Below are 26,764 nucleotides of genomic sequence, written 5' to 3' on the forward strand. Positions count from 1 at the left end.
GCGCTTTCATTAACATCTAATCTTTTTCCTCACAGATGCGGAAATGGGTGTCCTTTTTTTCATCTGGCTGTTCCAACACGTGCAGCGCCGCCGTCAGTTCTTCAAATGAAGCAGCTTTGATGATTTGCTCCACCACTTCCTTCTGCTCTGTCAAACGCACAAGAAATTGATAGAGTGACTGCAATTCTTTCTGATACGTCTTCTGTATACTTAACAAACAGACGACCTGTACCCGATCGTCGCCCCACAGCACTGGTTTTCTCAACGTACAGATCGCACAAAACGTATCCTCTGTTGCCGGTTTGATTGGGTGAGGAATTGCTACCAAATGACCGAACGACGTAGGTGACACTTCCTCTCTTTCCAGCAATAGCTGTTCAAAATCATCCGGGATTCGGTTTTGTTCCTGCAATACATTCACGAAAAATTGAAGAACCTCTTCCCTTGTTTGTAGATCTTGCTGAAAAAAAGTCATCTTCGGACTGATATATCGCAAGACCCCCATTTCTTGTGACCCATGTACAAATCGTTTCAGCCTCGACATATCGTCTTCACTGAGGATCGTATGTACATCAATCACTGGCACAGGTAATGTGTTCTGAAGCGGGATGGTACTAATGATCAAATCGATACTTTTCAAGTCATACGACAAAAGGTCACTGACACTTGCAGTTCCAGCAATCTCTAGCCTTTCGCTAAAGGCGGCTTTCAGCTTATGGAGAAGAAGCTGACTGCTCGCGACACCCGTTGCGCACACAATCAAGCATTTTTTCCTCACAGTCTGAGTTTTTGTCCGCTCTATGGCAGCACCAATATGCAGCGCCAAATATCCGATTTCATCTTCATGAATCTCTACATTCTCTTTTTCCTTCAGCCATCTTCCCATATAGACACCTGCTTCAAAAGCAATCGGATAATGCCTTTTTATGTCTGATAAATAGGGGTTACGGATGTTCATATCATATCGGAACCGATGAATCGCTGATCTCAGGTGAAGACTTAGTCCCACAATCAATTCCTTGTCTGTCTGAATATCAAGTGACATGTGCTCTTCGACATAACCAAGTAATTGGTGAGTTAAACGGAAATGCTCTTCATCAAGCATGTGAAATAGCGTGTGGCCCGTTTCTCCATACGCCATCATTTTTGCCCCCATTAAATGAATCGCAATATAGGCCATTTCAGATAATGGAAAATCTATACCGAGTACGTGACGCATATCTTCTGCCATTTGCCTCGCCACTTGAAAAGCGGGCTGTGTTTGAATATCTTTGAGTTCTCCTTCCGGCATCATGACCAATTTTTTCTCTTCAATTCGTTTGCACGCAATGGCGATATGTGTCACTAAGTTGCTTAAACCGATCTCTGACACATGAAGGCCGCTTGCCTTTGTACGTGAACGCACCATATCTTGAATCAATTGATATGTTTCTTCAGGTAAAAGGGCAGGGTTCGGATGCTCCTGCTGAAACACATGCTCAGCTAGACAATACCTTAATTTCATTTCATCTCCAGTCAACCTCAGTCCATATTTAGGACGGTGTGCAACAGAGAGGCCATGTAAAGAGAAAATATGCTTGACTGCTTTCAGGTCATTTTTCACAGTAGATTCACTCACAAATAATTCCTCGGCCAATTCATCTAATTTCATATAGTCTTCGGACAATAAAAGCCTTCTCAATAAATAAGAGATACGATCCTCCGGCTGATCTGGAATGACTTGATTCTTTTTTTCATTTCTTTCTCTCATTGAGTTTTTCAAAAAAGTACGAAATGCTCCATAATCTTCGACAGTCAATGTATACCCTGCTCCACGTTTCATATGAAGTGTTGCCCCATGTGCTTCTAATATCGATTTAAGCGCTTTCATATCTGTTCGAACTGTTCGTGATGTGACGCCTATCAGGCGTGCAATTTCTTCACCTGTCAGCTCCTGCTCTGCCTGCATTAACCGCCTCAACAGCTCCTCCTGACGTAGAGATAACATAGACTCCCCTCCCTTGGTCAATTACTTTTGCCTATCATCATAAACGAAAATAGAACTCTTTGCCCAGTTTTTCTTTCCGACCGGGAACTTTGTTATGGCTCAAACGTATGAATATGAAACAAGAGGAGGGATACATCATGTTTGTTATCATCATCATACTAGCTTCTTTAGGCGCCATTGCCGCCCACATGTTTACACCAAAAGATAAGCGTTCATCTTCTAAGCATTCTGCACATCACAGTTCAACAACCAGTAACTATACTGATTCGTATACACATCACGCTTCTGATGCCTCCTGCGGTGGTGATTCTGGTGGTAGCAGCGGATGTGACTAAACCAAAAAAACAGCCGCTTGTTCAGCCGGCTGTTTCGTTTATTTTATTAAAGAGCTTTCCAGCCCCGTTCAATTAAATGTTTGACATCCTTTGCAAAATCCTCGCCCTTTTCCATTACATCTTGGGCTCTTCCTGCAAAATTACTGGCGACAGCGAGTTCCATTTTTTTTAACTCAAAGTGCATAATTTTTTGGTCTATCTCCGTAATATAGGTTTCATACTCATTGTTCACAATGTCGTGCAGCACGTGATAGGCTTCTTTCCGATGACGGTGAAAGTCCGTTCCTCTCTCACCTTTCCATGACGAATCTAGAGCAGGCTTCTTGATTTCCTTTATGTCAGACTGCGCAAGATCTTGTTCTGTTCGAATATTACTTTTGGCTGTCTTTAACCGAGAGATCATTTCGTCAAATTCTGCACGTTTGTTTTCAATCCCCATATGCAGATGGTGCAGCATCTCGGATAAACTCATGTCATCCACCTCTATTAGACCTCATAAGAAAGCACGGCGTCAGCGTTTTTGAAACCGAGCAGATCATCTGCTTTTTCCAGTCCTGACATTTCTATCGTTCGCTTTCATTAAGTATAGTATAAGGCGAAAAGCCTTAGGCTTAAATAGGGAAAAGGTGTCCTTTTAACATGGTGTTTGGAAGAAAAACGGAATAATCTAAGGTCATAAATCCCGAATTATATATGAGTCTTTACGACTATATTTTACATCGTACTCAGCTACGCTATCAATAAAACGATTGGGGCTTATGATTTTGCCGCAATCGCTTCATCCTGTTCTTTTAGTGTCTTCACATTTGAGCGTGTATCCTGAACGTTTTTGATCAAGGCTTCTTTAAAGCTTGAGACCATTTCGCCCACCTCTGCTTCACGTGACGTCCATTTGGTTACAAATTCAAGGCTGTTTTCACCAGCTTTATCTGCTGCTTTTTTCATTGTTAAAGCTTCAACTGCTTGGGAGACTTCATCTAGTTTATCCATCACTGTTTGGTAGTTTAACTTAATTTGTCCCATTATGATATCCTCCAGATTTGTTCAGTATGAAGCTCGCTTACAAGCTGCTCCATGCTTTTGAGATCAAGCGTTTTGCGTCTTCTACTGCGTCTTCTCCTTTTTCAGCCAAACGTGCGGCATCTCCAGCTAAAGAGCTGGCAAAGGATAAGGCAGCCTGCTCTGCTTCTAGTGTACTGATTTTGAATTCGATTCGGCTCACGTAGCGTGGGTATTTATCGCTTACGATCGTTTGCAGCGCATCATGCGCTTCATTTCGCTCTGATTTGAAATCTTGGCTCCGCTCACCTTTCCAAGAGGCCCCAAGCTTTGGCTGCTTGATTTGTTTTAGGTCTGTTTCTGCGGCATCTTGTTCACGTTCAATCTTACTTTTTGCCTTTTTGAGTCGAGCAATTTTCTCTTCGATCTCTGCCTTTTTATTTGAAATGCCACCGTTAAGGGCAGACAGCATATCCGATAAGCTCATATGGGTTCCTCCTCCTGTCAAAAATAAAAACGCTGCTTAGAGTCCCTCTAAACGAGCGTAATGGTGAATCGCACTTTTTCCAATATTGTTATTATAAGGTTCAAAGACTCATGTTTGAATAGGGATTTGTGCCCTTTTTATGGTATAAATATGCTTTCAATCTGCTTCATACCACACCTTAAGCCCTCTTTTATAGGGGGTCAAAATACATAACCACCCTTCTGGAAACACACATAGTCTTACGGTCCTAGGACAAACAAAAGCCGCCCGGGGGAGGGGCGGCTTTTGCAGCGGCTTATGATGCCGATTCTTCTGAGTCTTGTTGATTTTTCACGTACCAAATGAATTTCCCTGTATATCCGTAGATAATGGCAAGGCCAATGGCAACAAAGCTCAACCACATAAATGGTAAATAAGAGAATGTCGAGACGCCTAGAATCCCTGCCATGTAAATTCCGTTATCTGACCACGGAACCATACCAGACGTAAGTGTTCCACCAACCTCAGAGTTTCTAGATAACACACGTCTGTCTAATTTTAATTTGTCATAGCTTTTTTCCATGATTTTTGGTGTAAGAATTAATGAGACATACATTGCACAACCAAAGATATTCGCAAAGAATGCTACTACAAGTGTAGACAGTGTCACATTTCCTGCATTGTACAATTTTTTCTCGAATGTTGCGACGATCACTTTTAACACGCCTAAGTATTCAAGAACTCCACCAAAACCAAGTCCAAGAATAATGACCACTAGAGATCCTAACATATTCACAATACCGCCACGGTTCAACAGTGTATTTAAGAAATCTACATCTGAATTAATAGAGAAGCCGTTATAAGCTGTACCAAGCGCATCAGCTGGGTTCATTCCTTGGAATGCCATCGCCCAGACTGCCCCAAGCAGTGCACCAATTGCGATAACAGGCATTGACGGTTTTTTCAATACAAGTAATAGGACAACAATGACTGCCGGAATGATCATCCAAATATTAATCGTGAATGTATCCTGCAATGCTTGTTTTAAAAACTCTACTTTATCTTGATCAATATTTCTTCCACCATACATAAATCCAGTAATTGTAAACATAATAGCCGTAATCACAAAGGCCGGTATGGATAAAACCATCATGGCTCTTACATGCGCCAGCACGTCCACTTTTGAAAGAGAGGAAGCGAGCACAGTACTATCAGATAAAGGAGATAATTTATCACCAAAATAAGCGCCAGATAAAACAGCACCAGCTACGATCGGTAATGGGATACCCAATCCTTCACCAATCGCAATCATCGCAATACCTGCCGTTCCAACTGTACCCCAAGACGTACCAGTAGCAACAGACATAATAGAACAGATAATCAGTGTAGCTAATAAGAAGATATTAGGATGAATAAATTCCAGTCCGTAATAAATTAACGTGGGTACAACACCGCCGGCAATCCATGTACCAACAAGTGCACCTACTGCAATTAAGATTAAAACAGCCTCTAATCCATTTGATATCCCTTTTGTGATTGCATTTTGAAGGTCTTTGTACGAATGCCCTAAACGAATTCCTAAAGCGATAACCATAAACCATGAGATGAACAATGCTAGCTGAATATCTAGTTTGAAGTAAAGAGTGAATGATAAAACAATTGCTAAAAATAAGCCAAGTACAGACACGACTTCTAAAATAGACGGTAGACGTGGTGTTTTCATTTTGTTTCCTCCCTTTGTGCGTGCGTTAAGCGTTTTCAAAATATTGTGAAAAAAGTGTGTCAATTCGAAAGAAAGTGAATTGCCTGTTTTTCTCTCTTTCACAGGCAATTCCACATATTAATAAAATAAAATTTTTGATATTATTATCGCTCTAGGAGCTCTGCACCGGCAATACCAGGCTTTGTCATCTCGAATGGATTCAAGATAATATCAAGTTCTTCTTCTGTTAACACATCATTTTGCAGGCAAAGATCTCTGATCGATTGTCCTGTTAAAATGGCTTCCCTTGCGATTCTAGCCGCAGCTTCGTAGCCTAAGTGAGGGTTCACGGCAGTGATCACGCCTGCACTTTTTTCTACATATTCTTTCAAACGTTTTTCATTTGCTTCGATGTCCACTAAACAATGATCTGTGAATGAGCGGAATCCGTTATTCATTATACTAATAGATTGAAGCAAGTTAAAGACCAGAACAGGCTCCATCACATTTAACTCAAGCTGACCTGCTTCAGAAGCAAGACAGATGGTGTGGTCGTTCCCAATGACCTGGAATGCGATTTGGTTAATGAGCTCTGCCATGACTGGATTGACTTTCCCAGGCATAATGGATGATCCCGGCTGACGAGCTGGCAATGCAATCTCAGCAAGACCTGCACGTGGGCCAGATGCCATTAAGCGAAGGTCATTCGCAATTTTAGACATGTTCATCATGCATACTTTTAAGGCAGCAGATACTTCTGTGTATGCATCTGTATTTTGCGTCGCATCTACGAGGTGCTCTGCGCCTACTAATGGCAGTCCAGAAATATCAGCAAGCTTCTTCACGACGATTTCGATGTAGCGAGGATCTGCATTGAGGCCTGTCCCAACAGCGGTCGCACCCATATTCACTTCATATAAATGCTGTTTTGATTGGTTGATTCGTTTAATATCACGGCTGAGCACACGGCTGTATGCTTCAAACTCTTGTCCTAAACGGATCGGAACAGCGTCTTGTAAATGAGTACGCCCCATTTTGATGACATGATCGAATTCTTTTGCTTTCTTTTGAAATACGTCATGCATGGCCTGCATCGTCTCAAGTAAAATGTCTAACTGCTTGAGCACTGCAATATGGATCGCCGTTGGGAACGAATCATTTGTCGATTGTGACATGTTCACATGTGTGTTTGGACTTAAATGAATGTATTCGCCCTTTTGATGTCCCATGATCTCGAGGGCTCTGTTTCCAATGACCTCATTGGCATTCATATTCATAGACGTTCCTGCGCCGCCTTGAATCGGGTCTACGATGAAATATTCATGGAATTTGCCTTCAATGACTTCATCTGAAGCTTGAACGATCGCATTTCCAATTCCTTCATATAAACGTCCGACTTCCATGTTGGCTTGAGCTGCTGCTTTTTTGACAATGGCAAACGCTCGAATGAGTTCTTCATGCATGCGATATCCTGTAATTGGGAAATTCTCTTTTGCACGAAGCGTTTGAACACCATAATACACGTCTGCGGGAATTTCTTTTTCACCTAGAAAATCCTTCTCGTAACGATAAGTTGCTTGAACCATCTCGTATGACCTGCTTTCTATAGAATAGTTAAATCACTAAATCTTCTGCGATTGGCGTTTCCATAATCTTTTTCACTTCTCGTGGATCTGTTGTTTTACCTAATGCCCACATGAGCTTTGGCACGATGGCTTCTGTGTTCATGTTTCTTGAACGAGCAACCAGTTCTTGATTGATTTTACGTCCTACTTCATACACACTCATGTCTTCTCCTTCTTCGAGACACTGAGTGGTGATCACAACAGAAATGCCTTCTTCCAGCAATTCGTTGATTTTTTCTAAAAGGTTTCTTCCTTCGAAAGGAATTCCGCCGCTGCCGTAGCTTTCAATGACGACTCCTTTGTACAACCCTTTGATTGAATCTAAAAACTCAGGCTTCAGTCCTGGATGCAGTTTTAGTAAACAAACGTCTGTGTTCAAGGATGCATCTAATTTAAGCGGTTTCATTGATGATCTTTTTACTTTGCTATTGTATTCAATTTGATGATTTTCAATCGATGCAATATATGGGTAGTTAATACTTTCAAATGCATCGTAGCTTTTCGTTCTTAGTTTGATTGCGCGAGTTCCTTGAATGACTCTGCCATCAAACACGACGTATACGCCGCCAACACCGTCACATGCAAAACGAATCGCATCTGTAATGTTTTTCTTCGCATCTGTTTTCTTAAACGTAATTGGGATTTGTGATCCTGTAATGACAATTGGCTTATCAGGATTTTGCAGCATATACGATAGTGCTGCTGATGTATAGGCCATTGTGTCCGTACCATGCGTGACGACAAATCCGTCATATTGATCATAATTTTCATAAATGGCTGTTGCGATATCAACCCAGTATTCAGGCTGCATATTGGTACTATCTATACTCATTAGGGACTTTGTGTCCATTGTGTAGTCTGCATTAATTTCGTTTAAATAGCTTAAAAGGTCCTCAGCTTTAACACCTGGAGCTAAACCATTTTCACTTTCTACAGATGCAATCGTCCCACCAGTGGTTAAAAGCAATAATTTCTTCAACAGGTCCACCTCTTTCAGTAAAATTACTTCGTTTGTCACACATATTATAAGCCAGCTTGTGCTATTCTATAATATACGCTTTACGCGTACCTTCATTGCCATTATAGTCACATAACGCGAATTAATCAAGAAATTATTACGCATAACGCGTACACTCTTTGTCAAAATATGATATACTGTTGTTGTATATAAAGGAGCGTTCATGTATGATACTCGATCGTTTAACCACCCTTAGAAAAAAGAAAAAATGGTCTCTCCAGCATACGGCAGATCGCCTAGGTATCGCCAAAAGCACCTATGCCGGTTACGAATCTGGGTACCGACGACCTTCGCTTGAAGCAGTGAAACTGCTGGCTGATTTGTATGATACGTCCATTGATTTTTTACTTGGTAGAACGGACGAGCCAGAGATACAACGCAAAATCTCTGATATCAAAATTGAGCTGACGGAAGCAAAAGAAGGAACCATCCATGTAGACGGCGTTCCACTAACAGATGAAGAAATCAAACAGCTTGTTGCCTTTATTCGGGCGAAAAACACTCTGAAAGTATAAACAACACAAAAAAGAGAGGTCCCTGTCATAGAGGGACCTCTCTTTTTCTGCTTACGACAGCTCACTTAATTCCTCTAACCGCCGCTTCGCTTCTTCTTTATTAAAGGAACTATAATAGCGATAATTCTCATCATCTAAGATGCGGTAATGCTGACTTAGCACATTCTGCTGAAGACGAAACGTACCTTTTCTCACAGACGTCCGCCACCAAACCTTTCCGCCAATCGTACGTTCAACAGATAAATGCAATTCATCGTGGGCGACGACTTCCAAAATCTCAAGCGGATCATCCCCAAGTGTCCCTTTTAAAATGTCACTATCCCTGAATAATGCACATACGGCCGCAGATTGCGTCCAGTTGAGGCGAAGACGATTCTTTTCTACCTGCTGCAAATGCCGTTTGGATAGCCCAAGCACCTCAGCCATGCGGTCCTGTGTATAGTCTTTTTCTTTTCGAATTCGTGCCATTTGTTCTGTGACGAGGTCAATTACCATTTCTTTGTCCATCTCTCATCACCTCTTGATTGTTCAGTCTTTACTGACATCTTACACGATTTCTTAAAAAAAGTGGCGTCTCACCTCATGGAATGATGGCAAAAACATCTATTGATTCTGCTTTTCACCATGACCATGCTGCTGTTTCCAATTCTCTTGGGCAGTCTCATGTAAATATGGATAAATGTTTTGTTTCACCGTTTGCTCAAATACTTCTTCATCTAAAATACTGTACGCCGGAATCTTGATCAATTTCCCATCAATTTTCCGAATGAGCACATCCATGAACAGAAATCCCCTGATACTGTAACGATGCCTGCGCATATCAATAGATTGTATGTCTTGAAAAGGGATTGTTTGTTGCCGGTATAAAACAGCGCCATTCTCTCCTCGCTGAATGCGAAAAATCACATTTCCCCTCTTCGTAAAAGCCGGAAGAATCATCAAAAAAGAGATCCACCCATAGACAATGCCTAATAATCCGCCTAAAAATAAAAACAACGTATAATTCGATTCAAATGTAAGAGCTTCTGAAAATAACCAAATACCGATGATGCCAAATCCGCCCGTTGCTAAGAATGCCCATACTCTTAGAAAGGGTCTGCTCCTCACTTCTATTACTTCACTTGGATTCAAGCGCCATTCTCCTTTTCTCCATTAGAATATAGAACGTAATCCGTCCCTATGAGCCGTCTCTATCCGAAATTCATTTTCCTTCATGCCCGACACTAGCCAAGAATGCTTCTGCCCCGGAATAACAAATATCATAGACTCTACATCCGGCGTATTATTTTTATCATAAGTGACCTTCATCAAAGAATCCATTTTTCCTTTTCTGACCCTTACATCAGAAACAAATGCCCGCACAAGCTCTTGGTTCTCTGCTTTATTTAGAAAAGAAGGCCAATCATCATTCCCTTGACTGGATTGTTCTAACAGCAGTTCAAATTCTTCCGCCTTCAAATTGATGACTGGTGTAAGGTGTTCGCTCATGTGTATGTTCAAAAAGGTTGTCACTTGCTCCACAGTCTGCTGGTCGTCTTTTAGTTTGTGAATCTGATGCACTTGTTGATCATAAAGCGTATGGTGTGAATACACACCTGCCTGAGTCGTATGAAAGGACGTACTGACCTCTTCATCTAATGCACCAAACCTTGAAGCTTTCACGGTATGTGATGCATCGTTCATGGCTTGAATGAAATGCCGGTATTTTTCTTTATAACGGTATTGTCTATTTCGAAATTCCAGCACGTCTTTTGCCAGCAAAGAGCGACATGCAATTTCAAATAAAAACCCAAGACGTTCATCCTCTACATCTGGATAATAGGCTTCCTTTAAAGACATCCCTTGCTCAAAATAGCCTTCACTGTAAAAACTAAAGATGAGTTCCTCGATACTTAGACTTAGCTGATCCAACTTGATCTCTCCTTATCCAAAAGAAAATGCGCCCTTCAAGAAATCACCTGCACCTTTCAACAGCGAATCTGCGGTTTCTTTTGTTTTTTCTATTCCTTTATGTATCACCTGATTTGCTTGATCAATGGTGTCATTGACTGCTTTAACACCTTGACCTGCCAGTTCAAATGCTTTTTTTCCTTTATCGACAACCGCATGAATTGGGTCTTTTAATTTCACTGCGACCTGTTCTGCAAAACCAGAAGTAAGCTTGGCGACTTTTTCACCAATAAAGCCACCTACTGCTGATCCTATCGCTCCGCCAACGACTGTTCCAATCGGTCCTGCAAAGCTTCCAAGAGCGCCGCCCACAACGGCACCTGCAACAGATCCGCCTGCAATAAAGACCGTATTATTCACTGCATTACCAACAGCCTTTGCATTTTCACGCTTGAGAACTTCTGGCTGATCCCCAAATTCCGCATAGTTCTCCGCAATTTTCAGACCGCAGCCAACCGTTTCTGTTGCACCCGTGACGACCGTTGCAATGATGGCATTTCCTTTCGCAAACCTTGCACCATTTTTCAGAACAGACTTGATGCCAGCTGTGTCCTTCCAATTGATACTTCCTTTTGTGAAATCACGTACACTGTTCGTGAACGCAACTGTATCGCTAGGATAAAATTTCGTAAATTTCTTATGGACCAGGTCAGCCATCGACCAATTGGACCGTTTTAATAATTCTTTTTTACTCAGCCAAATCCTTGCCAACCGGTCAAATCTCGTTCCTTCTACCCGTCCGGTCACATCAAGAAGGAGCTTTGAATGCTGCGCAGCATAGCGGCCATTTTCTTTAATAAAGGTCGTCATGCCAAGTCCATAGTATTTTGCCTGCATCATCACAATACCAGCTAGGCTCGTGAGTGTACCATATTGATCATACAGACTGTACATTTTCCTTAAAATATCATCAGCTTCGACCATTTTATCCGTTGCATGACGAATGGCAATGTCGTCACTGCTCAATTTGCTCATTAAGGCTTGTCCAGAACCCCATGCATCTCCTACTCCAGAAAAACAGCTTCGATAACGGGGATCACAGCCTAGGATGAGGCCATCCAGTTCACTATGTAAATCGTGGTGCTTTGTTTCGATGGCCGAAAGCTCTCCTACAAAATCATTCGCCAGCCCTGTCAGCTGATCTGGATCTACTACAATGTCACGCGCCATCACATCATCTCCCTTCTCGGTTTCTTTCTCTCCGTTCTTCTCGCCTTTTTCGCTCAAGCTCTTCCATTCTGGCGATTTCAGCTTTACGTTCCTCGATTTTGACAGCAGCATCCCGCAGTTCCTGACTTGTTTCAAGCAAGTCCTTTTCAAATTGATCATAGCGTGCCACTGTTTCCTCAAAGCTTTGATCAAATTTATCTCTTGCTTCCCCTTGCCAGCCTGATCCAACTGCCTTCAGCCGATTCTCAAGCAGCTGCTTCGACTGCCGAATGCCATCAGCAGCTTCCTGGAACTTTTGAGCGAGTGCAAGTGTTTGACTAGAATCCAACTTTCGCACCCCTTTCTCCCAAATTAACGTACAAATGGATGATTTTATATGTCCTCATTATAAATAAAAAGACACCCAAAAAAATCACCCTAAAGAACCATTCAGCACATCGCAAAATAAAAGTAGGTCTTTTTCCTCTCTAATTGTCAGAGAAAGCCTTTCTTGTTATGAAGCGCATTCAAGACATGATAAAATGAACATATTCTACAAAAGGAGTGACGTATTGATGAAAGAGGAAATGATCCAGCGATTCACAAGTTATGTAAAAGTGGATACACAGTCTGATGCAGACATAGAGAGCTGTCCATCCACTGAAGGACAGCTGAACTTAGCAAGGCAGCTTGTTGAAGAGATGAAATCCATCGGTATTCAAGAAGTGACAATGGATGAAAACGGTTATGTCATGGGCACGATCCCATCTAACACAGACAAAGAAGTGCCAACCATTGGCTTCCTAGCTCATATCGACACAGCCACTGACTTCACTGGCAAGAACGTGAAACCGCAGATTCATGAGAACTATCAAGGCGGGGACATCACGTTAAACGAAGATCTACATATCGTATTATCTCCAGCACAGTTTCCAAATTTACAAAAATACCAAGGACATACGCTCATCACGACTGATGGCACGACCCTGCTTGGTGCAGATAACAAAGCAGGTATCGCAGAAATTATGACCGCCATGCATTACCTGATTGAGCATCCAGAAATCAAGCATGGAAAAATTCGTGTCGCCTTCACACCAGATGAAGAGATCGGCAGAGGACCTCACAAATTCGATGTTGATGCCTTTGGCGCTTCTTATGCTTATACGATTGACGGCGGCCCGCTAGGAGAGCTTCAATATGAAAGCTTCAACGCCGCAGGTGCAAAAGTATCAATTAAAGGAAACAACGTCCATCCAGGGACAGCAAAAGACAAAATGGTGAGTGCTGCAAAGATCGGCATGCTCTTTCACAACAAACTTCCTTCAGATGAATCTCCAGAATACACAGAAGGATACGAAGGCTTTTTCCACCTCACGAGGTTTGTAGGAGAAGTAGAAGAAGCAGAGCTGCAATATATTATTCGTGATTTTGATAAAGAGAAATTCAACAAGCGCAAAGCACTGTTTGAAAAAATCGCAAACGACTTAAAAGCAGTCTACGGTGAAAACAGCATCACCCTTAGCATTCAGGATCAATATTACAATATGAGAGAAAAAATTGAGCCAGTCAAACATATCGTAGACATCGCTCATGAAGCCATGGAAAACCGCTCAGTGACACCTGTCATTGAACCAATCCGCGGCGGTACAGATGGCTCACAACTTTCATATAAAGGACTTCCAACGCCAAACATCTTTACTGGCGGGGAAAACTTCCACGGTAAATATGAATTCATCTCTGTAGAGAACATGCTGAAAGCGTCAGAAGTGATCGTGGAAATTGCACGTTTATTTGAAGAAAAAGCATAAACATGTTTACAACCGTTCCTGTTCGGGAACGGTTTTTTAATAAAAGTTTACAATTTTCTGAAACTTTTATTACACTTAATCGTACTAATAGAGACAACCCCAGAAAAATTCTTCTTGACGAGTGCAATAACTGGAAATATAATAGTTAAAAACAACCAGTATTTTAGACCTAAAAAAGCAGCAAGAATAAACCTTTAGAACTAAACGCTATTTGCTAACTATTTTCAGTTATAAACATCACTCACCCTGTCTACACTTAAAGAATAGGATGAATTGGAGGAATGTCATATGATGATTTTATTGATTATCGCTTCACTTTGCTGCTACTTACTATTCTCTTTCAAAAAAGATAACCGCACCCAAAAACGAAAAAGCGCAGAGCTTTCGGAGTTTGAAATCTTTCGTATGCGCCGCCACTACAACGGCAAACGCCGTCACCCACTAAACGATGCACCCAAACAAGTATAAATGTAAAAAGAAGAGCCTCGTCACCAGGGGCTCTTTTTAAGTATAAAAAAACGACCAAATTCATGGCCGTTTCTCTTGTTTATTTATACACCTTCGCAGGTACTTGAATCATAGGAATTCCTACATAGTACGGTGAAATTTCATATGGCTGGAAGACAACAGCGATTCCCTTTTTCGTGAAGTAGTACTGCGTGTCGTAGCCGATTTGAATATCGCTTTTTTTCAGATTCGCATAGAATTTACTTTTATGCTTCTTTGTGTAGTTATAGATATAATCTCTTACTTTTGTACGCTTTTTCTTTGTTTTTACCACATCTGTAAAGTACAGTTGCTTTGTTTTTTTCTTTGTTAACACATAGTTCATGCTCGTAACCATCGTATCCCCGTGCATACTACCGTCATTCATGTAATCATAGTTTAGGATACTTAGTTTCTTCCCATTGTTAAATTTCGTTTTAAACGATCTCTCGTATGTGATCTTCCCAATGCCTTCTTTTTTCGCTTCGTCCTTTAAGAACAAGTACGTAGAATAAGAGAATGCAATATCATCTTTTAAATCACGATTGATGGTTTTCATATGCGCTTTACTAAGGTTTTTCACCTGTGCATATTTAAACGTTTTTTTCTTTTTATAATAGTGTGTACTTACTTTTGCTTTTTTCACTTGTTTGGCATCCGCAGATCCAACTGGCGCAAACAATGAAACAATCAGCGAAAAAATGAGCAGGCTGATCGTTAGGCCTTTTTTCATTGTCATAGTAAAAACCCCCATTTTTGTCTATTACCAATTGAGTATACCATGACAAAAGAACCAAAAGAAGTGTTTTCTTCCATATTATTCTTTATTTTTCATGTGAGGTTTGTTTACCGTTTTCATAAGTTCCTGTATGCTTAAGATAGAATGTTAGATGAAGTGTGGTGTTTATCATAGAAGAGAATATTTTTAGTCATATCCGGACAACATTTCATAGTTTGTCCCCTACCCAGAAAAAGATTGCCAATTACATTTTACAAAACCCTCAGAAAGTTGTGCTTCATTCGATTAGTGCACTCGCTGCTGAATGCAACACAAGTGAAACGACGATCTTTCGTTTTCTGCGAAAAATCGGCTATGAGTCCTATCAAGTGTTTCGTGTCCATGTCGCGCAGGATATTGCGACCAATACACCTCAATCCATATACGGTGAGATCGAAGCATCTGATAGTGTCGCAGATATTAAACATAAGGTCATAGAGTTAACAACCAACTCTATTCAGGATATGAAACATATTTTAGAAGACCAAGCTGTGACACAATTTATTGAGCAAATGAAACAGGCTCATAAAACCGTCTTCTTTGGAGCAGGTGCCTCCAGTTTTATTGCCGGAGATGCCTATCATAAGTTTCTCCAGCTTGGCTTTGAAGTGAGTCTATGCAGTGATCCTCATATGATGAATATGATTGCAACACATGCAACGGAACATGATTTTATCGTCGCGATCTCACATTCAGGGGAAAGTAGAGAAATCCTTGATGCCGTGCAATTTGCAAAGGAAAAAGGTGCAACGGTCGCCTCGATTACGAGCTATCCGAAATCAGAGCTCGCCAAGAAATCCGACTTTCATCTGCTCAGTTCATCGAGAGAAACAACCTATCGTTCTGACTCAATGATTTCTCGTATTAATCAGCTTGTGATTATTGATGTTTTGTACGTCACAGCTGTTTTAGAATTAGGATCAAATGCAATCGACAACGTCAAACGTTCTCGATTAGCTGTAGCTAAAAATAAAACATAATCGACCATAGACCGGAGCTGTTTCCGGTCTTTTTTTTGTGACTTTTCTCATATTTTCCGTTGACACATTCCTATTTCGTCATGTACATTAAATGAACAATAGTTTATTTCCTACTATTAATTTAAATCGATAGTATATATACTAACAAAAAGAAAAGAAAGCGCTTTTTGTAAGGGGTTTCTAAATAGGAGGCGGACAAAATGGCAAAGCAAATTGGATTCATTGGATTAGGCATTATGGGGAAACCTATGGCACTCAATCTATTAAAAGCCGGTCATACTGTGACTGTTTTCGATATTCATACAGAAGCTGTTCTAGCATTAAAAGAATTGGGTGCAAATGCCGCTGTATCAGCTGCTGAGGCAGCATCTGAAAGCGATATCATAATCACGATGCTTCCAAAAGGTGAGCATGTAGAAGCAGTCGTAGCAGGTGAACAAGGCATATTGGCTACAGCAAAACCTGGCACAATTATTATAGATATGAGCTCTATTTCACCTGTTACTTCTAGAGCATTAGCGGCACTGGCAAAACAGCATCAGGTCGAATTTATCGATGCTCCTGTCAGTGGCGGAGAGCCAAAGGCGATAGACGGGACACTTGCGATTATGGCGGGCGGAGAAAAAGAGATTTTTGAACAAGTAAAGGATGTCCTCTATGCCATGGGCACAGATGTCGTATTAGTTGGATCAAATGGAAGCGGGACAACCGCAAAGCTTGCGAATCAAATCATCGTCAACTTAAATATCGCTGCCATGTCCGAGGCACTCGTCCTTGCCGCTAAGTCTGGCATTGCGATTGATAAAATGTATGAAGCCATCCGAGGTGGACTGGCAGGAAGTGCTGTACTCGATGCGAAGGTTCCTCTCATTTTAGAACGAAACTTTGAGCCTGGCGGACGTATTGACATCAACTTAAAGGATTTAACCAATGTCATGGAAACTGCCCACGATATCGGCGTTCCTCTCCCGCTTTCTAGTCAGCTGCTGGAAATCTTCCACGCCCTCAAAGCGGACGGAAAGTCTGGACTTGATCACGGTGGGATCGTTCAATATTACGAAAAAATGGCTCATGTTGAAGTGAAGAAAGGATGAGGTTCTATGAAACAAAGCATTGAGTTACTAAATGCCATTCCGAAAGCGGATTCAGACCGCATTCAATCAGCATACGAACAAGCACTAAACCATTTCCACCATAAAGTGATTGTATTAGACGATGACCCAACAGGCATTCAAACCGTACACGGCGTCTCTGTTTTCACCGATTGGTCAGAGAAAAGCATTGAAGCTGGTTTTCTTGAAGACAGCCGTATGTTCTTTATCTTAACCAACTCTCGCAGTATGACAGAGAAAGAAACGGCGGTTCTTCATGAAACGATCGCATCAACGATTGTGAAAACGGCTGAACGGCTTGATCAAGATTTCATCATTGTCAGCCGGGGGGACTCCACCCTGCGTGGACACTTCCCGCTAGAGACTGACATTCTCAGAACGACCATTGAACAGCAAAGCTCCCGCCAATTTGACGGGGAAATCCTTCTTCCCTTTTTTAAAGAAGGCGGCCGCTTTACGATTGGCAATATTCACTACGTACAGGAAGGTCACGAATTAATTCCTGCTGGTGACACAGAATTTGCATTGGATCGTACATTCGGATTTCAATCTTCTCACCTCGGAGAATGGATCGAAGAGAAATCAAACGGATCGTTCACTAAGGAAAACACTACTTATATTTCTTTAGAAGATATCCGGGCTTTACGTATTGAACAAATCAAGGATCAGCTGATGACCGTGAAGGATTTTCAAAAAGTGGTTGTAAATGCAGTAGACTATGACGATGTCAAAGTCTTTGTCATTGCCCTCATAGATGCCATCAAAGCAGGTCAGCACTTTCTATTTAGAAGTGCGGCAGCTCTCACAAAAGTGCTTGGCGGTGTTGAGGATCAAGCACTATTAACTAGACAAGACTTAATACAGGAAGAAAGCACGCACGGTGGCCTCATCATGGTCGGTTCCCATGTCAAAAAAACAACCGAACAATTGCGAGCGCTGCAGCAAAATAAAGACATTGCATTTATTGAATTTGATACACACCTCGTGTTAGAACCTGAAGCATTTCAAGAGGAAATTGACCGCGTGATTCAACAAACTGAACGGCTTTTAACAACCGGGCAATCGGTTGCTGTTTATACAAGGAGAGAACGGCTTGATCTTGGGGATGATCGTCAAGAGGAAGAATTGAAACTGTCTGTTCAGATTAGTGATGCTGTGACAAGCATTGTTCAGCGCCTCTCCATTCGCCCTAAGTACCTCATTGCCAAAGGTGGAATCACCTCTAGCGATATTGGAACAAGAGGACTCAGCGTCAAACGTGCGACCGTCGCAGGTCAAATCAGACCAGGTATTCCCGTTTGGCAAACAGGAGAAGAAAGCAAATTCCCATTTATGTCTTATGTGATTTTCCCGGGAAATGTTGGCTCAAAGGATACGTTAAAAGAAGCAGTAGACATACTTGAAGGATAAAGCAGAGGGGGCGTTCACGCTCCCTTATGCAGCACAAAGGAGGAAAGATCATGTCGTTAGTTTTTATCGGACTTGGCGTTTTGTTATTACTTTTACTCATGGTTGTCTTTAAGTTAAACGCTTTCATTTCGTTGATTATTGTCTCTTTAATCGTTGCCGTTTTAGAAGGCATGTCACCACTTGAAGCGATTGCTTCAGTCGAAAAAGGGCTTGGAAGTACACTCGGCCATCTGGCGTTGGTTCTTGGCTTTGGAGCGATGCTTGGTAAATTGATGGCTGATTCTGGCGGTGCTCAGCGTATTGCCATGACACTCATCGACCGCTTTGGTATCGGGAAAATCCAATGGGCGACGATGCTGACTGGATTTGTTATCGGAATTGCTCTTTTTTATGAAACCGGATTCATTATTCTTATTCCATTAGTCTTTACCATTGCTCAAGCCGCAAGACTTCCTGTGTTGTATGTGGGAATGCCGCTCGTCGCTGCACTCATTACAACACATGGCTTCCTCCCTCCTCACCCAGGGCCGACAGCCATTGCCAATGTATTTCAAGCCAACATGGGACAAACCTTATTGGTTGGAATTATTTTAGCCATTCCTGCTGTTTTAGTAGGCGGACTTCTGTTTACGAAACTATTTAAGAAAGATCAACTGCATGCACACATTCCAAAGGACTTGTTTAATCCAAAGGAATTTACAGAAGAGGAAATGCCAAGCTTCGGCATTAGTATTTTCACCGCTATTTTACCTGTATTGCTCATGACATTCAGAGCATGTTTAGAAATTTTCTTCCCGTCCTCCCCGCTGCTACCGGCGGCTGAGTTTTTAGGTGAGCCGGCGATTGCCCTATTAATCTCTGTGCTGCTTGCCATCTACACATTTGGTCTTGGCAGAGGAAAGAGCATGCAGGACGTCATGAAGTCGATTACGGATTCAATTGGTTCCATTGCGATGATTCTATTGATCATTGCTGGCGGCGGCGCCTTTAAACAGGTGCTCATTGACAGCGGTGTTGATCAATACATTGCAGGGATTATGCAAGGAAGCACACTGTCTCCTCTGCTCCTCACTTGGCTGATTGCAGCTGTCCTTCGTGTCTCTTTAGGGTCAGCGACTGTCGCGGGTCTCACAGCAGCTGGCATTTCTGCACCGCTGATTGGTTTGACGGGAGTCAGCCCAGAATTAATGGTAATTGCAACAGGTGCCGGCAGTATTACATTCTCTCACGTGAATGATGCGGGTTTCTGGATTTACAAAGAATACTTTAATTTGTCGATGGCTCAAACTTTTAAAACTTGGACATTGATGGTGACTGTTCTATCACTTGTTGGATTAGCCGGTGTTCTCGTCGCTGATTTGTTTATGTAGGAAAATAAATAGGAAAAACCATTGACTTTTTCTCGAAAAGATTGAATAATTGTGTTTATTAAGAAAATTGAATCAAAGGTAACCTTATTAAGAGTGGTGGAGGGACTGGCCCTGTGAAACCCGGCAACCGCTGTTCCTAGGAACAGAATGGTGCTAATTCCTTAAGCAAGCTGATGCTTGTTTGAAGATAAGGCAGAGATCTCACAGTATATGATGCTCTTCCTTATCCAAGGAAGAGCTTTTTTATTTGATTTATAACCTGAAGAAAGAAGGGATTCAGCATGACACACGTACAAACCATTGGTAAGAAAACAACAAAGCCGCCATTTCGCGCAGATCAAGTAGGGAGTTTACTTCGTTCTGAGCGCATCAAGGAAGCCCGCAAGCAAAAAGCAGACGGTACACTGACAGCAGAACAGCTCAGACAAATTGAAAACGAAGAAATCACTCGTATTGTAGAGAAGCAAAAGGAAATTGGATTAGAGGTTGTCACAGATGGAGAATTCAGACGTGCATGGTGGCATTTTGACTTTCTAGAAGGGCTAGATGGTGTCGAAGGATTTGAAGCGGATCAAGGTATTCAATTCCACAATACGACAACAAAAGCCAGAGGCATCAAAGTAACAGGTAAGATTGATTTTACTGATCATCCAATGCTGGAGGATTATCGCTTCCTTCACAGCATCGCGGGTGATCATACGGCTAAAATGACGATTCCAAGTCCGAATATGCTCTTTTTCCGTGGAAAGCTTGAAGAAGGTGTGTACGACAGCTTAGATGATTTTCACCATGACGTGGCACAAGCTTATAAAAAAGCCATCCGTGCTTTTTATGATGCAGGCTGCCGTTACTTACAGCTAGATGATACAGCTTGGGCTGTGTTCTTTTCTGAAAAAGGCCACGAACAAATCAAAGCCTTTGGCCGTGAAGAAGATGAACTTCGTGAGTCGTTTGCGAAGACAATCAATGAAGCTGTTGCCGATCGCCCAGAGGATTTGGTGATTACTATGCACATTTGCCGCGGTAACTTTAAATCAACTTGGGCAGCTGAAGGTGGTTACGAAGCAGCGGCAGAAACAATTTTCGCCGGCTTAGATCTTGATGGTCTCTTTTTAGAATTCGACGACGATCGTTCTGGCGGATTTGAGCCTCTTCGATATGTGAAGAACCCAAACCTTCAAATCGTACTAGGCCTTGTCACTTCAAAATACGGTGAGCTTGAGCCAGTTGAACAGATTAAAAAACGCATTGAGGAAGCGGCTCAATATGTGGACATTAACCAAATTTGTTTGAGTCCACAATGTGGATTCGCCTCAACAGAGGAAGGCAACCTGTTAACAGAAGAGCAGCAATGGGAAAAGCTGCGTCATGTGATTGAGGTTGCAGATCAAGTGTGGACTTCGTAGTCCCTCAAAGACGAAAAAAAGACAAACCGCAGTATAGCGGTTTGTCTTTTTCTTTTATGCATCCAAATGTTCACCATTCGTCGCAATCACTTGTTTATACCAATCGAAGCTTTTCTTTTTCTTTCTATCTAATGTACCGTTTCCTTCATTATCACGGTCAACATAGATGAAGCCGTAGCGTTTTTTCATTTCAGCTGTTGATGCGCTGACAAGGTCAATTGGGCCCCAGCTTGTATAACCGATCAGGTCTACTCCGTCTGCGATGGCTTCTCTCGCCTCTAGCAAATGGCTTTTGAGGTAATCAATTCGGTAATCGTCTTGAATTGATCCGTCTTCCTCTACTTGATCGACAGCACCCAATCCATTTTCTACGATAAACAATGGTTTTTGGTAGCGGTCATACAGCTGATTCAGTGTCGTACGAAGCCCTTTCGGATCAATTTGCCAACCCCAATCACTTGCTTCTAGATAAGGGTTTTTCACACCTTCAAATAGGTTACCGCCAGTCACTTGTCCAAGAATCTCTGGATCTGTACTTGTCACAAAGCTCATATAATAACTGAAGCCAATATAGTCAACTGTATGGTTTCTTAAAATGTCTTCGTCCCCGTCTTGGAACTCAATGTTGATGTCATTTTCAAGGAAATAACGTTTCATGTAACCTGGGTAATAGCCTCTTGCCTGTACATCTGAGAAGAACAATGTTTTACGGTCTTGCTCAATTGCAGCAAACATATCTTCTGGTCTTGAGCTGTACGGATAAGTTGTCATCGCTGCAATCATACAGCCGATTTTCGCATCAGGAATGATTTCGTGTCCTGCTTTGACAGCTAAAGCACTTGCAACAAATTGGTGATGCGCTGCTTGATATTGAATGCTCTTCTCGTCTTCGCCTTCTTCAAATACAAGGCCGCCCCCTGTGAAAGGAGCATGTAAGACGACGTTAATTTCATTAAAGGTCATCCAATATTTCACTTTGTCTTTAAAGCGAGTGAACAATGTTTTCGCGTATGTTTCATAAAGATCCACAAGCTTACGGTTTCTCCATCCGCCGTAGTTTTTCACAAGTGCAAGCGGCATTTCATAGTGAGAGATAGTGACAACTGGCTCAATTCCGTGCTTATGCAATTCATCAAATACTTTTTCATAAAAAGCGAGGCCTGCTTCATTCGGTTCCGCATCGTCGCCATTTGGGAAAATACGCGGCCAAGAAATGGATAGTCTGAAGCACTTGAATCCCATTTCTGCAAAGAGTGCAATATCTTCTTTATAGCGATGGTAGAAATCGATTGCATCATGATATAAGTTAAGGTCTTTCATTGATTCATCGAATGGGTGCATAATACCATTTGGTGATACATCAGCTGTCGATAAGCCTTTTCCATCTTTATTATAAGCACCTTCAATTTGGTTACCCGCAACAGCGCCGCCCCATAAGAAACCTTTAGGAAATGTTTTTTCTAACTTGTTCATGTTGAATACCCTCCTCTTTTTCTTCTACACTGACTGTAAGCAGTGTCTCTTTTACTGTAATCGCCCCCTCTGTTTTCGCATTAACTTGTGCATAATCATTTGTGTTGGTGACGATAATTGGCGTTGTTACATCATAGCCTTCTTGCTGAATGCCCTCGATATCAAATTCAACGAGCACATCTCCTGCTTGAACAAGATCACCTGACTCTACATGACTTGTGAAATGTTTACCGCCAAGTTTTACTGTATCAATCCCCACATGGATGAGAAGTTCTGTGCCTTGATCACTCTTTAAACCAATAGCATGTTTCGTTTGGAAAATGGTTTCAACCTTGCCGTTGAACGGTGCTACTACACGTCCAACTGTTGGGACAATGGCTGTTCCTTTACCCATGATTTCATTAGAGAATGTTGCATCATTTACTTGATTGAGCGGCTTTAGTTGACCTTCAAGCGGGCTTTGTACCACTTCATTTTGAAGCGCTATTGTGTCTTTCTTTTCTTCTGGTTTGTCTGCTTTTGTATCATCTTTCACTGGTACATCTTTGAACCCTAGAACAAGTGTCATGATGGTTGCTACAACAAAGCCGATCACTAATCCAATGATGGAGTAAACAAATGTCGGTCCAATGAACGTTGGGAGACCTGGAAGACCTGCTGATCCTGATATCACATATGACTTTACTTTGAAGATAGACATGAACACGCCGCCTGCTGCTGCACCAATGAGGGCTGCAAGGAACGGTTTTTTCAATCGCATGTTCACACCATACATAGCAGGTTCAGTAATACCCATTAACGCAGTGATACTTGTAGACATCGCCAGTGATTTGAATGTTTTGTTTTTTGATCTTAAGAAGACACCGAATGCTGCGCCTGCTTGTGCCATATTCGCTACAAACATCATTGGAAGAATGAAGTCAAAACCGTTTAATGTAATGTTGTTGATCATGATTGGAAGTAGTGCATAGTGCATGCCCGTAATGATCAATGGTGACATAAAGCCACCGATTAAGAGTCCGGCCAAAATACCTGCATGTTTGAACAATAAATCAATTCCACCTGAAAGGCCATTTCCGATAATACCACCAAGCGGTCCAACCGCGATGAGCATAACTGGTACCACGACAAGAAGTGTAACTGTTGGAACAAGAATGATTTTTAGTGATTTCGGACTATATTTTTCCGCGAATCTTTCCACATATGAGCCGAGCCAGATCGTGAGTAGAATTGGAATCACCGATGAAGAGTACACAACGGCAACCACTGGCAAGCCTAGAAATTCTGTATTTCCTGCACCTAGTAAAGCAGTGAGCTGCGGGTGCAGTGCGGCTGCTGCAATGGCAGCGGCGATATACTGATTTGTGCCAATTTTTTTAGCTACGCTTACAGCAAGCAGAATCGGTAAGAAGTAAAAGGCTCCGTCTCCGATAGCTGTTAAAATCGCATATGTGCTGCTTTTATCTGAGATCCATTGGAACGTCAGCATTAATGCCAAGATCCCTTTGATCATACCAGCTCCAGCGATGGCTGGAAGAATCGGTGTGAAGACACCAGAGATAAAATCGAAAAGTTTAGAAATCACATTTTGTTTTGAAGCTTCTTCTGAACCGCCTGACTTTACATCTGTTGATAACCCAGAATCAGCAATCATTGCTTGATAGACGTTTGATACGTCGTTGCCAATAATGACATGGTATTGACCGCCGCTTTGATTCACGCCCATGACGCCGTCTGTTGATTGCAGCTTCTCTTTATCCGCTTTGCTTTCATCGTATAGGTTGAAGCGGAGCCTTGTCATACAATGCGTGACTTGCTTTACATTCTTTTCACCGCCGACAAGCTCTAGAACTTCTTTTGCTGTTTGTTTGTGGTTCATTGTGTAACCCTCCAATCGTTGATTTCATCTTGATATAGAAAAAACCTAAACATCCATTAATGCCCGAAAAATAGCGATTCAGACATTAATCGATATTTAGGTTTTGCCTGCTTAACCAGTAACAATCCTTCATAGCGATTGATCGTTATTCAATTTTATAAGCCTTTAGATACAAAAAAACCTAAATCATGCCTTATCAAAGATAGGGACAATGATTTAGGTTTTGCCTGCTTGACCAGTAACAATCCTAAAAGATTGTGGGTTATTAAGTTTATAGTTATAAATTAGCATGTTAATTTCGTTATGTCAACGCTTTCTTTTTGATTTATTTTCTTTTTATGACTCGATCGATGTGCAAAGTTAAGTATAACATCTCATCTTCTATGAGACTTCGGTTGTATTCTTTTTGAACATAGTCATTAATTTTCTCCGCACATTGAAAAGCGGCTGTATTTTTTTCCTTTACCACTTCATACAGAAACTCATTTTGATTTTCCATTTGTGTTTCGTTAAACAGACGCTGTCCAAAAAACTTCAAATGCGTGACAAAACGGAAATAATTTAATGATTCTTCGTCCAAATCAATTTGGAAATGATACTTTACGATGTTCAAAATATCTTGAATCAGTTTTGTAATTTGAATGACATTCGGCATTTCCTCATTCAGTTCTGCATTGACAATATGCATCGCAATAAAGCCTGCTTCATCCTCGGGAAGATGGATGTTGAGCTTGTCCTGTATGATCCGAATCGCTTCTACACCACACATGAATTCCTCTTTGTACAGCCGTTTGATTTCCCAAAGCAAGGCATTTTTAATGTCCATTCCTTTTTGATGACGTTCAATAGCAAAGGTAATATGATCCGTTAATGTGACATAGATGCTGTCATTTAAATTTTTGTTAAGGGTCGTTCTTGCGTGATCGATAATTGCCTCACACACTTGCATATACTCGATCGGAATATCATAAAGCAGGGTTTTGAATTTTTCTGATATATCTTTATTTTGAATGGAAAATACTTTTTCGATACGTTCTTCGTCAATCGGGTCTCCGCTTTTCTTTTGAAACGCAATCCCTCTGCCCATAATGACCAGTTCATGCTGCTCGTCGTCATACGCACTGACCACATTATTGTTGATTACTTTCGAAATGATCAATTGATCCCCCCCAGTACATTCCGCTTTTTCGAGCATTTCATTGTTGATTGATATGTCATGTTATTATTATTTTCAAAAAAGAGGACTTTAAGATGATTTTACATTTTTTTTTGATACGGTCAACTAGAAAGAATGACATATTACCTCTCAGAAATGACGATTTAGGGGCAAAAAGGCTAAAAATAGACAAAAAACACTCTTCAAAAAGAGTGTTTTTTACAAAATTAGGAGCAATCCCAGTTATAGACGACATTTTCGAAATGTTTTCGTTTGAGGTCTTCTGGTTTGATAAAAAAGTTAGCAATGCCGCAATCTCCCCACAACATGTCCACTTCATCATCTGAGTCAATTTGCAATAATAGCACAGTATGTTCTTGGTCTACATAGGTACGCGGGTCTTCTTGTGTAAAACCTGGGTATCCGCCAACTTTATGGCCAAAACCACTTGCTGTCTCATAAAATTCATCTAGCAATTGATCTGCTTCATCACCATCAATACCAACAGCATCTTCGAATAGATCCCAGCTTTGCTTTCCTGTGACTTTTTCAAAGCGGAAATCTCCTACACTGATCGTTTCGCTTGATAATTCACCTGTAATCGCACCTTCCTTCGTAACTGGAAAATAAAAATCGTCAGGAATTTTCACGAATGAAAAATCAGTCAATAAGTCTTCTTCAGCTAAGAAAGGTTCCTCAATAAATTTGATCCGAAAATCTTTTTGCTCTGTTTTTTGGTCAATATTCATCCCATAAAGATCATCATGTACAGAAATAAACACTTGCAAAAGTCCTGTTTCTGGGTAATCTTTCAGCTTTGGCAGCTGGCCGAAATTGATTTGTGCCAGCAGCTTCATAGGATGACCTTCTCCATCAACGGGATATTCTTCGTTTTTTGGGAAATAAGGATCACCTGCTATTTTGCTGTCATATGGTCCTGTTTTTCCTTGTTTTATCTGTAATTGAATTAGTGGTTTTTCGGTTTGATCTAGCAATGGACGGTAAGGCGCAAGTACTTCTTGCAGCTTTGCTGATTGTGTCAAGATGGTCTTCCTCCTTATGAATAGGTCTAATGATCAATACAGGTCTCTCTTTTTCTATCATACAGAAGTGTAACTTCCCTGTCAGTGAAAAACCCGTCAATATCATGACAAAAAACT

General features: G+C 41.4%; 26 protein-coding genes and 1 riboswitch. Of the genes, 9 read left to right on the top strand and 17 right to left on the bottom strand.

The genetic code is table 11. From position 1 onward, the window contains the following. Positions 1–16 precede the first annotated feature (16 nt). Positions 17–1,987, bottom strand: a complete 1,971-nt coding sequence (locus tag NST73_RS18325; RefSeq protein WP_342499270.1) for a BglG family transcription antiterminator — start codon at positions 1,985–1,987, stop codon at positions 17–19. A 137-nt stretch (positions 1,988–2,124) separates the two neighbouring features. Here NST73_RS18325 and NST73_RS18330 point away from each other — a divergent pair, with 137 nt between their 5' ends. Beyond that, complete coding sequence (locus tag NST73_RS18330) at positions 2,125–2,322, top strand: hypothetical protein (RefSeq protein ID WP_286069011.1); 198 nt, start codon at positions 2,125–2,127, stop codon at positions 2,320–2,322. Positions 2,323–2,368: 46 nt separating this feature from the next. Here NST73_RS18330 and NST73_RS18335 read toward each other — a convergent pair whose 3' ends face one another. The 6 genes from NST73_RS18335 to NST73_RS18360 all read right to left on the bottom strand — a co-directional run bounded on the left by NST73_RS18335 (position 2,369) and on the right by NST73_RS18360 (position 8,093). Further along, on the bottom strand, positions 2,369–2,794 hold the full coding sequence (locus NST73_RS18335) for a DUF5082 family protein (protein ID WP_007497950.1): 426 nt from the start codon (positions 2,792–2,794) through the stop codon (positions 2,369–2,371). A 284-nt stretch (positions 2,795–3,078) separates the two neighbouring features. Continuing rightward, entirely contained in the window at positions 3,079–3,345 is a 267-nt protein-coding gene (locus NST73_RS18340) for a YwqI/YxiC family protein (protein WP_039165060.1), read from the bottom strand. A 37-nt stretch (positions 3,346–3,382) separates the two neighbouring features. Beyond that, positions 3,383–3,808 carry a DUF5082 family protein gene (locus tag NST73_RS18345; protein ID WP_017358667.1) on the bottom strand — a complete coding sequence of 142 codons (426 nt, stop codon included), beginning with the start codon at positions 3,806–3,808 and terminating at the stop codon, positions 3,383–3,385. Between the two features lie 295 nt (positions 3,809–4,103). Further along, positions 4,104–5,510 (bottom strand): Na+/H+ antiporter NhaC, encoded by a 1,407-nt coding sequence (gene nhaC, locus NST73_RS18350; protein ID WP_024719537.1) that lies wholly within the window; start codon positions 5,508–5,510, stop codon positions 4,104–4,106. Positions 5,511–5,653: 143 nt separating this feature from the next. Beyond that, on the bottom strand, positions 5,654–7,075 hold the full coding sequence (gene aspA / locus NST73_RS18355) for an aspartate ammonia-lyase (protein ID WP_342499271.1): 1,422 nt from the start codon (positions 7,073–7,075) through the stop codon (positions 5,654–5,656). 28 nt (positions 7,076–7,103) lie between these two features. Next, a complete protein-coding gene (locus tag NST73_RS18360; protein WP_017358664.1) occupies positions 7,104–8,093 on the bottom strand; it encodes an asparaginase in 990 nt (329 codons plus the stop codon). 206 nt (positions 8,094–8,299) lie between these two features. On the opposite strand from NST73_RS18360, the gene NST73_RS18365 reads away from it, so the two are divergent. After that, positions 8,300–8,647, top strand: coding sequence for a helix-turn-helix transcriptional regulator (locus NST73_RS18365; RefSeq protein ID WP_017368336.1), 348 nt, complete (start codon positions 8,300–8,302; stop codon positions 8,645–8,647). Positions 8,648–8,698: 51 nt separating this feature from the next. Here NST73_RS18365 and NST73_RS18370 read toward each other — a convergent pair whose 3' ends face one another. The 5 genes from NST73_RS18370 to NST73_RS18390 form a co-directional block, all read right to left on the bottom strand. Next, positions 8,699–9,154 carry a helix-turn-helix transcriptional regulator gene (locus tag NST73_RS18370; RefSeq protein WP_008345651.1) on the bottom strand — a complete coding sequence of 152 codons (456 nt, stop codon included), beginning with the start codon at positions 9,152–9,154 and terminating at the stop codon, positions 8,699–8,701. A 96-nt stretch (positions 9,155–9,250) separates the two neighbouring features. Further along, positions 9,251–9,778, bottom strand: a complete 528-nt coding sequence (locus NST73_RS18375; RefSeq protein WP_024719538.1) for a YfjD family protein — start codon at positions 9,776–9,778, stop codon at positions 9,251–9,253. 21 nt (positions 9,779–9,799) lie between these two features. Then, positions 9,800–10,558, bottom strand: a complete 759-nt coding sequence (locus tag NST73_RS18380; protein ID WP_173408408.1) for a hypothetical protein — start codon at positions 10,556–10,558, stop codon at positions 9,800–9,802. A 12-nt stretch (positions 10,559–10,570) separates the two neighbouring features. Next, entirely contained in the window at positions 10,571–11,767 is a 1,197-nt protein-coding gene (locus NST73_RS18385) for a glycine zipper domain-containing protein (RefSeq protein WP_017358662.1), read from the bottom strand. Between the two features lie 4 nt (positions 11,768–11,771). Next, the gene (locus NST73_RS18390; protein WP_017358661.1) at positions 11,772–12,095 is read right to left on the bottom strand and encodes a WXG100 family type VII secretion target; all 324 of its coding nucleotides are present in this window, start codon (positions 12,093–12,095) and stop codon (positions 11,772–11,774) included. Between the two features lie 226 nt (positions 12,096–12,321). Between NST73_RS18390 and pepT the strand changes: the two genes are divergently transcribed. Both pepT and NST73_RS18400 read left to right on the top strand, forming a co-directional pair. Next, entirely contained in the window at positions 12,322–13,554 is a 1,233-nt protein-coding gene (gene pepT, locus NST73_RS18395; RefSeq protein ID WP_008345662.1) for a peptidase T, read from the top strand. A gap of 288 nt (positions 13,555–13,842) precedes the next feature. Then, on the top strand, positions 13,843–14,022 hold the full coding sequence (locus NST73_RS18400) for a hypothetical protein (RefSeq protein WP_008345664.1): 180 nt from the start codon (positions 13,843–13,845) through the stop codon (positions 14,020–14,022). A 79-nt stretch (positions 14,023–14,101) separates the two neighbouring features. On the opposite strand, the gene NST73_RS18405 is transcribed toward NST73_RS18400, so the two are convergent. After that, the gene (locus tag NST73_RS18405) at positions 14,102–14,779 is read right to left on the bottom strand and encodes a DUF3298 and DUF4163 domain-containing protein (protein WP_024719231.1); all 678 of its coding nucleotides are present in this window, start codon (positions 14,777–14,779) and stop codon (positions 14,102–14,104) included. Between the two features lie 161 nt (positions 14,780–14,940). On the opposite strand from NST73_RS18405, the gene NST73_RS18410 reads away from it, so the two are divergent. The 5 genes from NST73_RS18410 to NST73_RS18430 all read left to right on the top strand — a co-directional run bounded on the left by NST73_RS18410 (position 14,941) and on the right by NST73_RS18430 (position 21,096). Further along, positions 14,941–15,798 carry a MurR/RpiR family transcriptional regulator gene (locus NST73_RS18410; protein WP_024719230.1) on the top strand — a complete coding sequence of 286 codons (858 nt, stop codon included), beginning with the start codon at positions 14,941–14,943 and terminating at the stop codon, positions 15,796–15,798. Positions 15,799–15,998: 200 nt separating this feature from the next. Then, positions 15,999–16,892: a 2-hydroxy-3-oxopropionate reductase gene (garR, locus tag NST73_RS18415; RefSeq protein WP_024719229.1), complete on the top strand. Its 894-nt coding sequence runs from the start codon at positions 15,999–16,001 to the stop codon at positions 16,890–16,892. Between the two features lie 6 nt (positions 16,893–16,898). Next, positions 16,899–18,320: a four-carbon acid sugar kinase family protein gene (locus NST73_RS18420; protein WP_024719228.1), complete on the top strand. Its 1,422-nt coding sequence runs from the start codon at positions 16,899–16,901 to the stop codon at positions 18,318–18,320. Between the two features lie 50 nt (positions 18,321–18,370). Beyond that, complete coding sequence (locus NST73_RS18425) at positions 18,371–19,690, top strand: gluconate:H+ symporter (protein WP_008345676.1); 1,320 nt, start codon at positions 18,371–18,373, stop codon at positions 19,688–19,690. A gap of 81 nt (positions 19,691–19,771) precedes the next feature. Beyond that, positions 19,772–19,884: riboswitch (SAM riboswitch) on the top strand. Between the two features lie 87 nt (positions 19,885–19,971). Further along, on the top strand, positions 19,972–21,096 hold the full coding sequence (locus tag NST73_RS18430; protein WP_326241720.1) for a 5-methyltetrahydropteroyltriglutamate--homocysteine S-methyltransferase: 1,125 nt from the start codon (positions 19,972–19,974) through the stop codon (positions 21,094–21,096). A 54-nt stretch (positions 21,097–21,150) separates the two neighbouring features. Here NST73_RS18430 and NST73_RS18435 read toward each other — a convergent pair whose 3' ends face one another. From NST73_RS18435 to NST73_RS18450, 4 genes are all read right to left on the bottom strand, one after another. Next, on the bottom strand, positions 21,151–22,569 hold the full coding sequence (locus NST73_RS18435; protein WP_342499272.1) for a glycoside hydrolase family 1 protein: 1,419 nt from the start codon (positions 22,567–22,569) through the stop codon (positions 21,151–21,153). Next, positions 22,541–24,448 carry a beta-glucoside-specific PTS transporter subunit IIABC gene (locus NST73_RS18440; RefSeq protein ID WP_342499273.1) on the bottom strand — a complete coding sequence of 636 codons (1,908 nt, stop codon included), beginning with the start codon at positions 24,446–24,448 and terminating at the stop codon, positions 22,541–22,543. Before NST73_RS18440 ends, NST73_RS18435 begins: the two co-directional genes overlap by 29 nt. A gap of 325 nt (positions 24,449–24,773) precedes the next feature. Then, a complete protein-coding gene (locus NST73_RS18445) occupies positions 24,774–25,607 on the bottom strand; it encodes a PRD domain-containing protein (protein ID WP_017368351.1) in 834 nt (277 codons plus the stop codon). 224 nt (positions 25,608–25,831) lie between these two features. Continuing rightward, complete coding sequence (locus NST73_RS18450; protein WP_144679024.1) at positions 25,832–26,647, bottom strand: YwqG family protein; 816 nt, start codon at positions 26,645–26,647, stop codon at positions 25,832–25,834. Positions 26,648–26,764: the final 117 nt, after the last annotated feature.

Source organism: Bacillus sp. FSL W7-1034 (assembly GCF_038593365.1).
Lineage (GTDB): Bacteria > Bacillota > Bacilli > Bacillales > Bacillaceae > Bacillus > Bacillus altitudinis.